This window comes from Micromonospora sp. PTRAS2 (assembly GCF_054052245.1).
The window spans coordinates 193,106-206,111 of sequence record NZ_JBSWBU010000008.1 but is presented as its reverse complement, the minus strand read 5'-3'; the positions used below and the strand labels follow the sequence as shown (position 1 = coordinate 206,111).

Below are 13,006 nucleotides of genomic sequence, written 5' to 3'. Positions count from 1 at the left end.
CGGACGCCCGCCGGCGGCGGTCGGCAGCGGCACCTCGGGGCGGCTCACAGGTCCAGGACCAGCCGGTCGCCCGCGGCGCGGGAGACGCAGACCATCAGGCAGTCCCCCGCCGCCCGTTCCTGGGCCGTGAGGACGTGGTCCCGATGGTCGACGGCCCCCGTGAGGACCCGGGTCTCGCAGCTGCCGCAGATCCCCTCGCGGCAGTCGTTGACGATCTCGACGCCGGCCTCCAGCAGGACGTCCAGCGCGGACCGGTCGGCGGGCACCGTCAGGTCGACGCCGCTGCGGTCGAGCCGGACGGTGAAGGACCCGGCCGGCTGCGGCTGCTCCGACGCGGGCGCGGAGAACAGCTCGGTACGCAGCCGGTCGGGGCGGCCGGCCGCCTCCGTGGCGGCGCGCAGCCCGTCCAGCAGCCGGCTCGGGCCACAGGCGTAGACCAGCGCGTCGGGCGGCAGCCCGTCGAGCAGGTCGCGCAGCTCGGGCCGGGGCCCGTCGTCGGCGGCGTGCACCCGGATCCGGTCGCCGTGGGGGGCGAGCTCGTCGAGGAACGCCATGCCGCGCCGGTTCCGGCCGAAGTAGTGCAGCCGGAAGACGGCCCCCCGCCGCCGCGCCTCGGCCAGCAGCGGCAGGAGCGGGGTGATGCCGATGCCGCCGGCAACGAACAGGTAGCTGCCGGCGGGTTCCAGCGCGAAGTGGTTGCGCGGGCCGCGCAGCCGGACCCGGTCGCCGGGGCGCAGGTGGTCGTGGACCCAGGCCGAGCCGCCGCGGCCGGCGGGCTCGTGCAGGACCGCGATCCGCCACCACGGGGCGCCGGGCTCGCCGCACAGGGAGTACTGCCGGGTGGAACCGTCGCCGACCACCAGGTCGACGTGTGCCCCGGGGGTCCAGTCCGGCAGCGGCGCGTCGGCGTCGGCCGGGACCAGCTCGACCGACAGCACGCCGGCCGCCTCCAACCGGAGCGCGCGGACGACGAAGGGTAGTTCTGTAGACACGGGCCCCCTCTCATTGGATCCAATGTTACTTTCTTCGGATCCGTTACGGAAGCAAACACACCCATGTCGGGGCCACGTGGGTCCACGCATCCTCCACCCTGCTATCGTGGTGTGACCCAACGGGCAGGTTTGGTCACCAACGCGGCGTTCCGATGCTCCGCCGCAGGTGAGCGGCCGGGGGGCCCGGATCGATCGACGCAGAGGGAGAGTGGCCGGTTGACCACCGAGGAACTGGCGGCAACCCGCAAGACCGGCGCCGCCCTCGTCGACGACCTCGCCGAGCAGATCCGCAACCGGATCATGACCGGCGAGATCCCGATCGGCGCCCAGCTGCGCCAGGCCGAGCTGGCCAGCAACTTCGGCGTCTCCCGCACCCCGGTCCGGGAGGCGCTGCGCCAGCTGCAGACCAGCGGCCTGATCGAGGTGCTGCCCAACAAGGGCGCCGTGGTCAGCGTCCCCGCGCCGTGGGACGTCCGCGAGGCCTACGAGGTGCGCGCGGAGCTGGAGGCACTGGCCGCCGCGCGCGCGGTGCGCCGGATCACCCGCGACCAGATCGACCAGCTCCGGGCGGCCAACCAGGAGATGTACGACCTCTCCGTCGCCGGGCGCGGCGACGGCGTGCCCGCCCAGCACGACCACCGGCGCAGCAACGACGTCTTCCACACGCTGATCGCGAGCATCTCCGGCAACGCCCGGCTGAGCAAGGCGATCAACGACATCAACGAGACCTTCCCGCGCAACGTGTCGGCGCAGTTGATCGTCAACGACAGCCGGCACCGCGACGAGAACTTCCAGGAGCACGAGCGGATCCTGGAGGCGCTGGCCGACGGCGACGCCCAGCGGGCCGCCGACCAGATGCGCGAGCACGTCATCAAGGCAGGCGAGCAGCTGGCCCGCTGGTACGAGCTGCGCTCCTCCACCGTCTTCCGCGGGTAGAATTGGATACAATCTAGCCGTCATGGCATCCACTGAGTTAGCCTGGGCCTGTTCCCCGCACTCAGGAGGTCACATGACGCTCACCACCGTCCCCCGCACGGCCACGGGGCTCGAGGAGAAGCCCCTCGGGCCCCCGAGCGCGCAGCCGCTCAGCGGCGAGATCCTCGTCCGCAGCCGGGTGGACTTCACCAACGAGGCGCGTACCGTGATCTCCGGCGTCTGGGAGAGCGACCCGGGCACGTCGCGCTGGGAGTTCCTCACCCGGGGCGAGATCATCCACGTCGTCTCCGGCCGGATGACCGTCCAGCGCGACGGCGAGGAACCGGCCGAGGTGACCGCCGGCAGCACGGCCTACTTCCCGATCGGCTGGTGCGGGACGTGGACCGTCCACGAGACGCTGCGCAAGGTCTACGTGGTGTTCAAGTCATGACGAACCCGCCGCCGCCCGCGATCGTGGGCAACGCCGTACTCGTCGTGGTCGACATCCAGGGCGGCCCGGTGCCCGACGAGGAGTCCCGCTCCGAGATCGCCCAGATGGGCGGCCGCCGGGAACGCGCCGACCGGGTGGAACGCCTCATCGACGCCTGCCGCGAGCACGACGTCCCGGTCGTCTTCATCCAGGAGGTCCACAAGCCGAGCCTGGTCGACATCGGCCGCGAGCTGGACGGCGACGAGGGCCCGCACTGCGTCGAGGGGTGGCCCGAGACGGAACTCGCCCCGTGGGTGCGGCCGCGCCCCGAGGAGTTCCTCATCCGCAAGCGGCGCTACTCGGCGTTCTTCGGCACCGAGCTGGAGATCGTGCTCAAGGCGTACCGGGCCGGGACGTTGCTGCTGATCGGCGGCCTCACCGACGTGTGCATCCACTACACGGCCGTCGACGCCCACCAGCACGACTACCGGGTCCGGGTGCTGACCGACTGCGTCGGCGGATCCTCCCGCGAGGCGCACGACGCCGCGCTGCGCGCCGTGCGGTACCTCCAGCGCGACGCCCTCGTCACCAGCGACCAGGTCTTCGCCTGGCTGGCCGCGGGCAAGCCGACCGCCGACGGTACGCGGCCGACCGCCGACGTCGCAGGCGGGCCGGCCGCCAGCTGAGCACACACGTGGCCGGGGCGCCCCCGCAGGAGCGCCCCGGCCACGGGCCTCACCGGCCGAACATCGCCCGCCGGGGATTGTCCACCGTCATCATCGTGAGCACCTCGGGCTCGATGCCCGCCGCCACCGCGTACTCGGTGAACTCCTCGAACAGGAAGCACATCCCCGGCCCGCCCAGCTCGGCCTGGTGGGACCGCTGGCTGACGTCCTGCGACAGCAGGATCTTCGCGGCGAAGCCCCGGTCGACGAGGTGCCGGAGGTAGTCCACCCGCCGTCGCAGCTCCGGCACGACCACCTGCCCGCCGCTCTTGCAGGCCATCATGCAGTCGTACTGGACGTAGACGCCCCGGTGGAGCAGATCCAGCGAGTAGCGCACGTCCTTGACCGTGTCGGTGTGCCCGATCACGATCCGTTCCGGGTCGACGCCCTCGGCCGTGAGGATGTCGATCTGCGCCTCGCCGGTGGGGTAGGTGGGCGCGTGGGTGCTCACCAGCGCGCCGGTCTCGACCGCCGCCCGGCCGGCGGCCCGGAACGAGCGCTCCTCGTTGGCGGTGATCCTCGGCTGGTCGGAGGCGATCTCCCCGATCAGGCCGGCGCGCACGCCGGTGCCGGGGATCTCGTCGAGCAGGTCCGCGACCAGGTGGTCGGCGATCTGGTTGGTGCTGGTGCGCTCCCACCAGCCCTGGTCGAGGTACGCCTCGAAGTAGTGCCCCGTGCCCAGCACCACGGTGACGCCGGTGCGCTCGGCCAGTTCCCTGGTCGCCAGCACGTTGGCCACCGAGCGCGACCCGGTGACCGGGTTCTGCACCTGGTGGGCCGGGTCCCGGTCGTAGTAGACGGGCGCGGCGTACGCGCTCAGCTCCCCGTTCGTGACGTCCCACAGGGTCTTCCCGCCGCGCTCGACGAACCGGCGGATGTCGCGCTCCCGCTCCTCCCACACCGTCATGAACCCGTCCCGCGACTCGGTGCGGGTCAGGTTGGCGAAGACGTGCTCGTGGGGCAGGGTCAGCCCGAGGTCGTCCGGGCCGATCGGCCCGGTGACCGACCACACCTGGTCCATGCCGCGCCCCCTAGTGGCAGCAGGCGTCGTCGGCGCCGGCGCCGTGGCGGCGCGGGGCCGGCAGGTCCAGCGACGGGTTGCGGTCGAAGAAGCCGTCCGGCTCCAGCCGCATGCCGATGCGGTGCACCGCCATGATCGGCCACTCCTCGGGGCGGGGGTCGTGGTGCACCCCGACCACCGGCCACAGCACGAGTTCGACGCCGTCGAGCGACCGGTTCGCCTGCTGCCAGGCGGTGATGCCCTCCGCGCCGAGCGGCGCCTGGTTCGGGTACTCGCCGGCGATGAACCGCTCCGTCGGCTCGTACGGCGTGGCCCAGAGCTGCCTGGCGACGAACGGCGCCTTCCGCTCGACGACGCTGCCCGGCCGGGCGTAGAGCCGGGCGGTGTTGGGCAGGGTGAGGCGGTAGCCGGTCTGGTCGCCGTAGCGGTTGGTCCGCGACGTGCTCTCGACCAGCCAGTGCACCGCCTTCGCCGGGTTGGTGCTGCGGGCCGCCTCGGCCTCGGTGGTGATCGGCGTGCGCACCATCCGGCAGGCGTTGCCGTACGGGTTGAGCGCCTCGTCCTCCTCGACCTCGGCGTGGATCTCGTAGAGCCGGTTGAGCGGGCCGTCGACCCCCATGTCCAGCCGCAGGCCGAAGTAGTGCTGGTGGTTGGGGGCCTGCACGTTGGGGGCGACCAGCCGGCCGTAGCGGGGCGTCTGCCCGTCGTCGATGCCGGAGACCGACATGACGCCGGTCAGCTTGATCTCCAGGTCGATCATGCCGTCCTGGTAGAACGACCAGTAGAAGCCGTAGTCGTAGTTGGCCACGGTGGCGAAGAAGGAGATCACCAGGCGGCGGCTGCGCCGCACGTCCGCCTCACCGGTGCGGGTGTTGACGTGCTTCCACAGGATCGAGAAGTCCTCCTCGTGCAGACAGACCGCGTTCTTGATGGTGCGCGCCTCGCCGTGGCCGTTGAGCACGGCGGTGTCGAAGTAGCGGATCTCCCCGAGGCAGTCGCAGCCCAGCTCCAGCGACGCGGTGAGCGGCCCGGCGCCGTACTCGCCCCAGTCGAAGAAGTTCTTGCGGTACGCGGTCGGGTCGCTGTCGAGGTAGGGCACGTACATCTCGCTGACGGCCGCCCGGCGCACCACCGGCCGCGCCTCGTCGCCGTCGTGGTAGACGACGTCGTGCAGCACCAGGCCCTCGCGGTGGGTGAAGCCGACCCGGAACGACCAGTTCTGCCAGGTGACGAGCTGCCCGTCGATGGTGAAGCCCGGCCCCTCGGGCTGGACGATCTCCAGCGGCGCGACGTGCCGGTCCGGCCCCCAGGTGCCGGAGCGGTAGTTGCCCGTCTCGGAGGCCATCGGGAGCACCCCGTGGTCCTCGATCCGGACCACCTCGAGGGTCTCCAGGTCGATGATCGGCACGAGCCCGGCGACGGGCCGGGCGTAGCCGTTGTCGTCCTCGCTCACCCGGTGCCAGACGGTGCCCCAGGACAGCCGCCGGCCGACCAGGTCCTCGGGCTCGAAGCCGGTGATCGACTCGGGGTCGACCCAGACCAGCGAGACGTCGGTGATGCCGCGCCGGGCCAGCGCCGCCTGGAACGCGGCGTCCTCGCGGCACGCCTGGGCGACCATCCGGGCCTCCTCGCTGGAGACGCCGGGCCGCTCGGCGTCGACCGGCGACCAGGAGGCGATCGACGCCGGCCGGTCGGTGCCCGAGGTCCACGCGCCGACCTCCCAGGCGGCGTGGGCGTCGGGGTTCATCACCACCAGCCGCACCGGCCGGCCCTGCCCCGGGGCGAGGGCCCGGGCCAGTCCCTCCTCGACGGCGATCCCCCAGTAGCGCGGGCGCTTGCCGATCCGCGGATCGTCGGCGACCAGCGCGACGACCTCGGCGATCTCGGCTGCGGTGAGGGGGTCGTTCCAGTGCGCTGCGGTCGTCATGAGTCCTCCACGGGGTGCGGGATGCGGGCGGCGGGCACCGGCCCACCGGCGGGGGACGCCGGGGCCGGCGGCGCGGGCGTCACGGGTCGAGCCGGCGTCGTACGCCGACGAAGTCGAGGTCGCGGCGGTCGTCGCCGCCGCACAGGTCGGCGACGGCCGCGCCGATCGCCGGGGCGAACTTGAACCCGTGCCCGGAGCACGCGGCGGCGACGACCACCGGCGGGGCCCAGGGCAGCCGGCCGAGCACGAACCGCCGGTCCCGGGTCATCGTGTAGAGGCAGGACGCCGCCTCGACCACGTCCCGCTGCGGGTCGGCGGCCACGCCGGGGACGTAGCGCGCCATCAGGCGGCACAGCTCGCCGATCTCGTCGGCGGTCGGCGGCGCGGCCGGCCGCTGCGGGTCCCAGACCTCCCCGGCATCGACGCCGGCCTTGAAACCGTTGCCGGCGGCGTCGGGGATGCCGAAGACGAGACCCTCGGGGCGGTCCACGGAGAAGGCGCCGAGCCGGGGCGGCCGGGCGGCCGGCTGGTCGGCGCGGAGGGTGACGGTGACGATGCGCCACACCTCGAACAGGTCGGCGAACGCGGGCACGGCGCGGCCGACCCAGGCGCCGGTGGCGAGCACCAGCGAGCGGGCCCGGATCCGGCGGGCGGTGGTCTCGACCAGGCACCCGTCGCCGGTCGCCTGCCAGCTCAGCATACGTTCGCCGAAGGCCAGCTCCGCGCCGGCCGCCCGGGCCCCGGCACGGGCCACCGCGAGGGCGGTGCCGGCCTCGACGACCCCGGCGGACGGGTCGTACACGGCCCGGTGACCGTCCGGCACGGCGAAGGAGGGCATCAGCTCCCGCAGCCGGCCCCGGTCCTCGACGACCTCGCAGCCGGGCCCCTGGAGCTGGGCCGTCCCCCGGTGGGCGTAGAGGCCGCCGGTGCGCCGCACCAGGGTCTCGCCGCTGGCCCGCTCCCAGCGCTCCCAGCCGGCGAAGGCCCGCGCGACGAGGTCGTTCCAGACCGGGTTGGGGTACGCGCGCCGGATCATCCGGGTCCGGCCGTGCGACGAGCCCCGGTGGTGGTCCTCGGCGAACTGGTCGATCGCCACGACGTCCACGCCGCGCAGGGCGAGCTCGTAGGCGGCGGCCGTGCCGTGGACGCCGAGCCCGACGACGAGGACGTCGACCTCGGGCGGCCCGCTCACGGGTTCGCTCCCCGGGCGATCTCGGCCACCGCGCCCAGCAGCGCGTCGAGGTCGGCGTCGTTGTTGTAGACGTGCACCGAGGCCCGGACCACGGCGGGCACGCCGCGCAGGCCGAGGTCCCACTGGCCGTGGCTGGCCGGCACCGACACCGTGCGTACGCCGCGCACGGCCAGCCGCCGGCTGACCGCGTCGCTGCCGAGACCGTCGACGGTGAACGTGACGATGCCCGAGCGGCTGGCCGGCGGGTCCTGCACGGTCACCCGGTCGATGGCGGCGAGCCCCCGGCGCAGCCGGGCCCCGCACGCGGTCAGGTACGCCTCGGTCGCCTCGACGCCCCGGTCGAGCAGCTGGGTCAGCGCCACCCCCAGGCCGAGCCGGCCGGCCACCGAGGACTCCCAGGTCTCGAAGCGGCGGGCCGTCGCCGCCAGGGTCCACTGGTGCGTCCCCGTCCACACCGCGCCCCGCACGTCGGGCGCGACGGGCGTGAGCCGGTCGAGGAAGCCGCCGCGCAGGTACGCGAAGCCGGTGCCCCGGGGGGCGCGGAGGAACTTGCGTCCGGTCGTCACCAGGGCGTCGCAGCCGATCTCGTCGACGTCGATGCGCAGCTGCCCGACCGACTGGGTCGCGTCGAGCAGGTAGACCGCGCCGGAGCGGCGGGTCAGCGCGCCGATGTCGCGCGCCGGCTCGACCAGGCCCGAGGACGTCGGCACCTGGGCGACGCAGACGACGTCGCGCGGGCCGCCGGTCAGCGCCCGCTCCAGCCGGTCGAGGTCGACCGCGCCGTCGGGGCCGCTGGGCAGGACGACGAGCTCCGCGCCGGTCTCCCGGGTCAGGCTGAGCAGGTGCAGGGCGTGGCTGACGTAGGTCGAGCGGGCGACCAGCACGCGGCTGGTCGCGTCGAGGCGGAGCGCGTCGACGACGACCCGCAGGCCGGTGCTCGCGCTGTCGGACAGGGCTATCTCCTCGGCCCGGGCGCCGACGAGACGCGCCGCCGAGGCGTACACCTCCTCGATGCGGCCGGCGACGGCCGCGGCGGCCTCGTAGCCGCCCTCGGTCTCCTCGCGCCGCAGGTGGGCGACGACCTCGTCGACCACCGCGACCGTCGGCAGGGCGGAACCCGCGGAGTTGAGGTGGTGCGCGTGGCGCACCCCGACCGTCTGCGCCCGTTCCCGGGCGACGTCCACGGGTCGCACGAGGGTGCCGAGCCGGTCGACGTCCGCGTGGTCAGCGTTCACCGAGAGCTCCACCGTCGACCGCTCCCCCAACTCCCCGACATGGGATCCAGAAAGACCGAATGTGGATCCCATCGTACGGCACGATTTCCCACGCTCGCCAGCCTCATGGATACTATCTCCCTCAGAATGGATACGATCTACAGGCTGACGACGACGGCCTTCGACTCCAGATAGCCGTGCAACGCCTCGTCGCCGAGATCGCGGCCGACGCCCGACTCCTTGCGCCCGCCGAAGGAGAGCGCGGGGTCGAACACGTTGTAGCTGTTGACCCACACCGTGCCCACCTCCAGCTGGGCCGCGACGCGGTGCGCCCGGCTCAGGTCGGTGGTCCAGACGCCGGCGGCCAGGCCGTACGTCGAGTCGTTGGCGATCCGCACCGCCTCGGCCTCGTCGTCGAAGGCCAGCACGCCGACCACCGGCCCGAAGATCTCCTCCCGGGCGATGACCATGTCGTTGGTGACCCCGGCGAAGACGGTGGGCGGCACGTAGAAGCCGGGGCCGTCCGGGGTCGCGCCGCCGACGAGCAGCTCGGCCCCCTCGGCGCGCCCCTGCGCGACGTAGCCGAGGACCCGCTCGCGCTGCTCCGCCGAGACCAGCGGCCCCACCGAGACGCCCCCGGCCAGCCCGTCGCCGACCGGCACCCGCGCCGCCGCCTCGGCGAGCCGCCCGGTGAACTCGGCGAGGACCGCGCGGTGCACCAGCAGCCGGCTGCCGGCCGTGCACATCTGCCCGGAGTGCCCGAACGAGGCGCGGATCGCGGTGGTGACGGCGGCGTCCAGGTCGGCGTCGGCGAAGACGATGTTGGCGCTCTTGCCGCCCAGTTCGAGGGTGACCCGCGCCAACCGCCGGGTGGCCGCGGCGCCGACCAGCCGGCCGACCTCCGTGCTCCCGGTGAAGGAGACCTTGGCGACGCCGGGGTGGTCGACCAGGGCCGCGCCGACCCGGCCGTCGCCGGTCAGCACGTTGAGCACCCCGGCGGGGACCCCGGCGGCGGTGATCAGGTCGGCGAGGCGCAGCATCGTCAGCGGCGTCTGCTCGGCCGGCTTGACGACCACCGAACAGCCGGCGGCCAGCGCCGGGGCGATCTTGAAGGCGCCGGTCATGATCGGGAAGTTCCACGGCAGGATCAGCGCGGCCACCCCCACCGGCTCCAGCGTGGTGTAGACGTGGTGCGCGCCGGGATCGATCGGGACGGTGCTGCCCAGCAGCCGGCTCGGCGCGCCGGCGAAGTGCCGGAAGGTGCGCGCGGCGGTGGCCACGTCGGCCCTGGACCGCTCGATCGGCTTGCCGTTGTCGCGGGTCTCCAGGATCGCGAGCTGCTCCAGCTCCGCCTCGATCAGGTCGGCGACCCGGTGCAGGATCCGGGTCCGCTCCAGCGGCGGCAGGCCCACCCAGCGCCGGTCGGCCAGGCTCCGCCGGGCCGCGCCCACGGCCGCGTCGACGTCGGCCGGGGTGGCCTGGACGGCCCGGGTGAGCACCTCCTCGGTGGCCGGGTCGACGACGTCGAACAGCTCACCGCCGGGGTGCCACGCCCCGTCGACGAACAGCGCCTGGGTGGGAGCGAGGGCGGGCAGCTCAGCGCGCATCGTGGGCCTCCTCGGCCGGGGTGGTGGTCGGAACAGCGATCGGGGACGGCCGGTCCAGCAGCCGGCGCGGCTCGTGGGTCACCATGGCCGCCAGCCGGTCCGGGGCGACGCCCCGGCGGACCAGCTCCGGCAGGACCCGGGTGGTGAGGTGGTCGTAGCCCTCACCGCCGTAGCGGCGCAGCTGGGCCTTGGTCCACACCGAGCCGCCGAGCACCCACCGGCCGTCGGGGCGCGCGGCGAGGAACGCCTCGAAGAAGTCCAGCCGCTGCCCGTCGGACGGGTTACGCATCCGCCCGACGTGCTGGCACTCGGTGCCGAAGCACATCTCCAGGGTCGCGCCGGTGTCGATCAAGTCGTGCCAGTAGGCGGCGTCGAGATACTCGTCGGCGTTGGTGAGCAGGATCCGGTCGGCCGGCAGCCCGGCGGCGGTCAGCTCGGCCACCACCTCGACGCCGGTGCGGCTGTCGCCGTCGAGCCGGACGCCGACGCTCGCCCCGGCACCGGCGGCGGCGACGGCCGCGGCCCGCAGCCGGGCCCGCTCGACGGCGGGGAACGCCGCGGTGGTGCCCATGATCCCGAGCAGGGCGGCGCGGTAGTCGGTGCCCGGGACGCGGTCGGTCAGCGCGCCGTGCAGGAGGCGGTGCACCCCGTCCTCGTCGAGGTCCCGAGCCCAGCCCGGCAGGGTCGGCGTCACATACAGGCCGTACGCCACGGCGACGTGCACGCCCGCGGCCCGCGAGATCGCCGGCAGGGCCGGGTGGTCCGGCCCCAGCCCGATGCTGGTGTCCTCGACGACAAGGTCGACGCCGCCGGCGGCGTGCCGCAGCTCCGCGACGGCGAGCCGCGGGTCGTCCAGCCGCAGGTTGTCGGCCAGGGCCAGGGCGTTCCACCGGAGGAAGCCCAGGTTGGCCGTCGTCACCCGCGCGTCGGCGGGGGCCGGCTCCGCCCCGGGGCGGCTCAGCGCGCTGGCGTCGCTGAGCAGGTGCTGGTGCATGTTGACCCGGCCGACGCCGGCCGCCGCGACGGGCCCGAGGACCGTCTCGATCATCGCCGCCACCCCGGCCTGCCCGCCGCCATCACGCGACCAGCTTGAGCTGCTCACCCACGGCGGCCGGGTGGATCACGTGGACCCGGTCGGAGTCCGCGCACCCGAGCGTCACCTCGCTGCCGGGCAGCAGCGCGCCGGCGTCGGTGTGCGGCGGCAGCGAGCAGACCACGCTGCGCCCGGCCGGGGTGGTCACCTCCAGCCGGAAGCGGCTGCCCTGGAAGCTGAGCAGGCGGACCACGCCGCGCACGTGCCAGCGGTCGCCGAGCTGGCCGGCGTCGAGCACGACCAGGTCCTCCGGGCGGACCACCGCCGTGCCGGTCGCCGGTGCGCCCGAGTCGACCGGCAGCGGCCCCTGTCGGTCGGCCGGGAAGAGGTTGGCCTCGCCGAGGAAGCTCGCGACGTACTCGTTGACCGGCCGGCGGTAGAGGTTCTCCGGCGAGTCGACCTGCACGAGCTGCCCCTCGTGCATGATCGCCACCAGGTCCGACATCGTCATCGCCTCGGCCTGGTCGTGGGTGACCGCGACGGTGGTGATGCCGACCTGCTGCTGGATCCGCTTGATCTCGACCTGCATCCGCTCGCGCAGCTGCTTGTCGAGGGCGGCCATCGGCTCGTCGAGCAGCAGGATGGCCGGGTCCGAGGCGAGCGCGCGGGCCAGCGCCACCCGCTGCCGTTGACCGCCGGAGAGCGACGCCGGGGCCCGGTCCACCATGCCGCCGAGGTCGACCAGGTCCAGCATCTCCTGGACCACGCGCCGCCGCTCGGCAGCCGGCCGGCGGGCCGCCCGCAGCGGGAAGGCGACGTTCTCCCCCACGCTCATGTGCGGGAACAGGGCGTACGACTGGAAGACGACCCCGACCCGGCGCTTGCGCGGCGGCCGGCGCTCGACGTTGGCCCCGTCGAACAGCACGTGCCCGGAGTCGAGCTGCTGCAGCCCGGCGATGACGTTGAGCAGCGTGGTCTTGCCGCTGCCGCTGGCGCCGAGCAGCGTCACGAACGTGCCCGGCTCGGCGTCGAGGCTCACCCCCCGCAGGACCTCGAACTGGCCGAGGGTGACGTGGACATCCTTGATCGACAGCGCGATGCTCATGCGGTCGCGGCCTTTCGGGAGAGACGCCGGGCGCGGGCCGCCCGGCGGTTGGAGAACAGGCTGTAGCCGCCGAGCAGCGCGACGGCGAGCATCGAGACCAGCGTCGAGGCGGCGGTGAGCTGCGGCGACAGCTCCTCCTGCGACGCGGTGAGCATCTGCAACGGGAGGGTCTTGACGCCGATCGGGGTCAGGAAGACCGAGAGGACGACCTCGTCGAAGATCACGGCGAAGGCGAAGACCGCGCCGGCGAGCATGTGGCCCACGATCATCGGCAGGTCGACCCGCCAGATGACCATCGGCCAGGCGGCCCCGAGCGTGCTGGCCACCGGCCGCAGCGCGGGGTCGGCCTGGCTCAGGCCGGAGGAGACCATCACGAAGACGTACGGCACGGCGAGCAGCGCCTCGCCGAGGACCAGCAGGGCGAGGTTGTCCTGCAGGGCCTCGGCCCGGAGGCTGACCGAGTAGAGGCCGACGGCGTACGCCACGGGCGGGATGGCCATCGGCACGATGAAGAGCGTGCGGACCCAGCTGCGCGCCGTCCGCGAGCGCAGCCGGGTCAGCGCCAGCGCGCCGAGGGTGCCCAGCGCCACTGAGATGACGGTGCCCAGCCCGGCCACCCGCAGCGACACCTTGAACGCGTCCATCCACTCCAGATCGTTGAGCACCCCGGAGTACGACTGCAGGGAGAAGCCGTCCGGCGGGAAGATGATGAACGAGGTCTCCGTCCAACTGGTCGCCACGACGACCAGGAACGGCACGTAGAACAGCAGGCTGGTCACCAGCGCGACGGCCAGGATGGGCAACCGGTACCAGCCGAGGCTGCGGCGCAGCGGGGAGTCGGTCAT

12 protein-coding genes are annotated in these 13,006 nt (G+C 73.8%); 3 read left to right on the top strand and 9 right to left on the bottom strand.

Features of this window, described 5'->3' with window-relative positions; all coding sequences use genetic code 11:
* Positions 1–44: 44 nt before the first annotated feature.
* A complete protein-coding gene (locus ACVMYR_RS23860) occupies positions 45–992 on the bottom strand; it encodes a PDR/VanB family oxidoreductase (protein WP_457122792.1) in 948 nt (315 codons plus the stop codon).
* A 216-nt stretch (positions 993–1,208) separates the two neighbouring features.
* Between ACVMYR_RS23860 and ACVMYR_RS23855 the strand changes: the two genes are divergently transcribed.
* The 3 genes from ACVMYR_RS23855 (at position 1,209) to ACVMYR_RS23845 (ending at position 3,023) form a co-directional block, all read left to right on the top strand.
* Entirely contained in the window at positions 1,209–1,928 is a 720-nt protein-coding gene (locus ACVMYR_RS23855) for a GntR family transcriptional regulator (RefSeq protein ID WP_198956737.1), read from the top strand.
* Positions 1,929–2,001: 73 nt separating this feature from the next.
* Positions 2,002–2,358, top strand: coding sequence for a cupin domain-containing protein (locus ACVMYR_RS23850; RefSeq protein ID WP_091281345.1), 357 nt, complete (start codon positions 2,002–2,004; stop codon positions 2,356–2,358).
* Positions 2,355–3,023: a cysteine hydrolase family protein gene (locus tag ACVMYR_RS23845; protein ID WP_457122791.1), complete on the top strand. Its 669-nt coding sequence runs from the start codon at positions 2,355–2,357 to the stop codon at positions 3,021–3,023. Before ACVMYR_RS23850 ends, ACVMYR_RS23845 begins: the two co-directional genes overlap by 4 nt.
* 49 nt (positions 3,024–3,072) lie before the next feature.
* On the opposite strand, the gene ACVMYR_RS23840 is transcribed toward ACVMYR_RS23845, so the two are convergent.
* From ACVMYR_RS23840 to ACVMYR_RS23805, 8 genes are all read right to left on the bottom strand, one after another.
* Positions 3,073–4,083 (bottom strand): phosphotriesterase family protein, encoded by a 1,011-nt coding sequence (locus tag ACVMYR_RS23840; RefSeq protein WP_077939742.1) that lies wholly within the window; start codon positions 4,081–4,083, stop codon positions 3,073–3,075.
* Positions 4,084–4,093: 10 nt separating this feature from the next.
* Positions 4,094–6,010 carry a primary-amine oxidase gene (locus tag ACVMYR_RS23835; RefSeq protein ID WP_077939741.1) on the bottom strand — a complete coding sequence of 639 codons (1,917 nt, stop codon included), beginning with the start codon at positions 6,008–6,010 and terminating at the stop codon, positions 4,094–4,096.
* A gap of 79 nt (positions 6,011–6,089) precedes the next feature.
* Positions 6,090–7,202, bottom strand: a complete 1,113-nt coding sequence (locus ACVMYR_RS23830; RefSeq protein ID WP_457122790.1) for an FAD-dependent oxidoreductase — start codon at positions 7,200–7,202, stop codon at positions 6,090–6,092.
* Positions 7,199–8,437 (bottom strand): aminotransferase class V-fold PLP-dependent enzyme, encoded by a 1,239-nt coding sequence (locus ACVMYR_RS23825; protein WP_457122789.1) that lies wholly within the window; start codon positions 8,435–8,437, stop codon positions 7,199–7,201. The genes ACVMYR_RS23830 and ACVMYR_RS23825 overlap by 4 nt, the downstream gene beginning before the upstream one ends.
* A 137-nt stretch (positions 8,438–8,574) precedes the next feature.
* Positions 8,575–10,023 (bottom strand): aldehyde dehydrogenase family protein, encoded by a 1,449-nt coding sequence (locus ACVMYR_RS23820; RefSeq protein ID WP_457122788.1) that lies wholly within the window; start codon positions 10,021–10,023, stop codon positions 8,575–8,577.
* Entirely contained in the window at positions 10,013–11,071 is a 1,059-nt protein-coding gene (locus ACVMYR_RS23815) for a phosphotriesterase family protein (RefSeq protein WP_096761721.1), read from the bottom strand. The genes ACVMYR_RS23820 and ACVMYR_RS23815 overlap by 11 nt, the downstream gene beginning before the upstream one ends.
* A 28-nt stretch (positions 11,072–11,099) precedes the next feature.
* Complete coding sequence (locus ACVMYR_RS23810; protein WP_077939736.1) at positions 11,100–12,161, bottom strand: ABC transporter ATP-binding protein; 1,062 nt, start codon at positions 12,159–12,161, stop codon at positions 11,100–11,102.
* Positions 12,158–13,006 (bottom strand): ABC transporter permease, encoded by an 849-nt coding sequence (locus tag ACVMYR_RS23805; RefSeq protein ID WP_077939735.1) that lies wholly within the window; start codon positions 13,004–13,006, stop codon positions 12,158–12,160. Before ACVMYR_RS23805 ends, ACVMYR_RS23810 begins: the two co-directional genes overlap by 4 nt.

Bases quoted from the DNA above. Each gene is read 5' to 3' on its own strand.
- ACVMYR_RS23810 (WP_077939736.1), bottom strand. From the start codon at position 12,161: ATGAGCATCGCGCTGTCGATCAAGGATGTCCACGTCACCCTCGGCCAG.
- ACVMYR_RS23850 (WP_091281345.1), top strand. From the start codon at position 2,002: ATGACGCTCACCACCGTCCCCCGCACGGCCACGGGGCTCGAGGAGAAG.
- ACVMYR_RS23805 (WP_077939735.1), bottom strand. From the start codon at position 13,006: ATGACCGACTCCCCGCTGCGCCGCAGCCTCGGCTGGTACCGGTTGCCC.
- ACVMYR_RS23840 (WP_077939742.1), bottom strand. From the start codon at position 4,083: ATGGACCAGGTGTGGTCGGTCACCGGGCCGATCGGCCCGGACGACCTC.
- ACVMYR_RS23845 (WP_457122791.1), top strand. From the start codon at position 2,355: ATGACGAACCCGCCGCCGCCCGCGATCGTGGGCAACGCCGTACTCGTC.
- ACVMYR_RS23835 (WP_077939741.1), bottom strand. From the start codon at position 6,010: ATGACGACCGCAGCGCACTGGAACGACCCCCTCACCGCAGCCGAGATC.
- ACVMYR_RS23820 (WP_457122788.1), bottom strand. From the start codon at position 10,023: ATGCGCGCTGAGCTGCCCGCCCTCGCTCCCACCCAGGCGCTGTTCGTC.
- ACVMYR_RS23815 (WP_096761721.1), bottom strand. From the start codon at position 11,071: ATGATCGAGACGGTCCTCGGGCCCGTCGCGGCGGCCGGCGTCGGCCGG.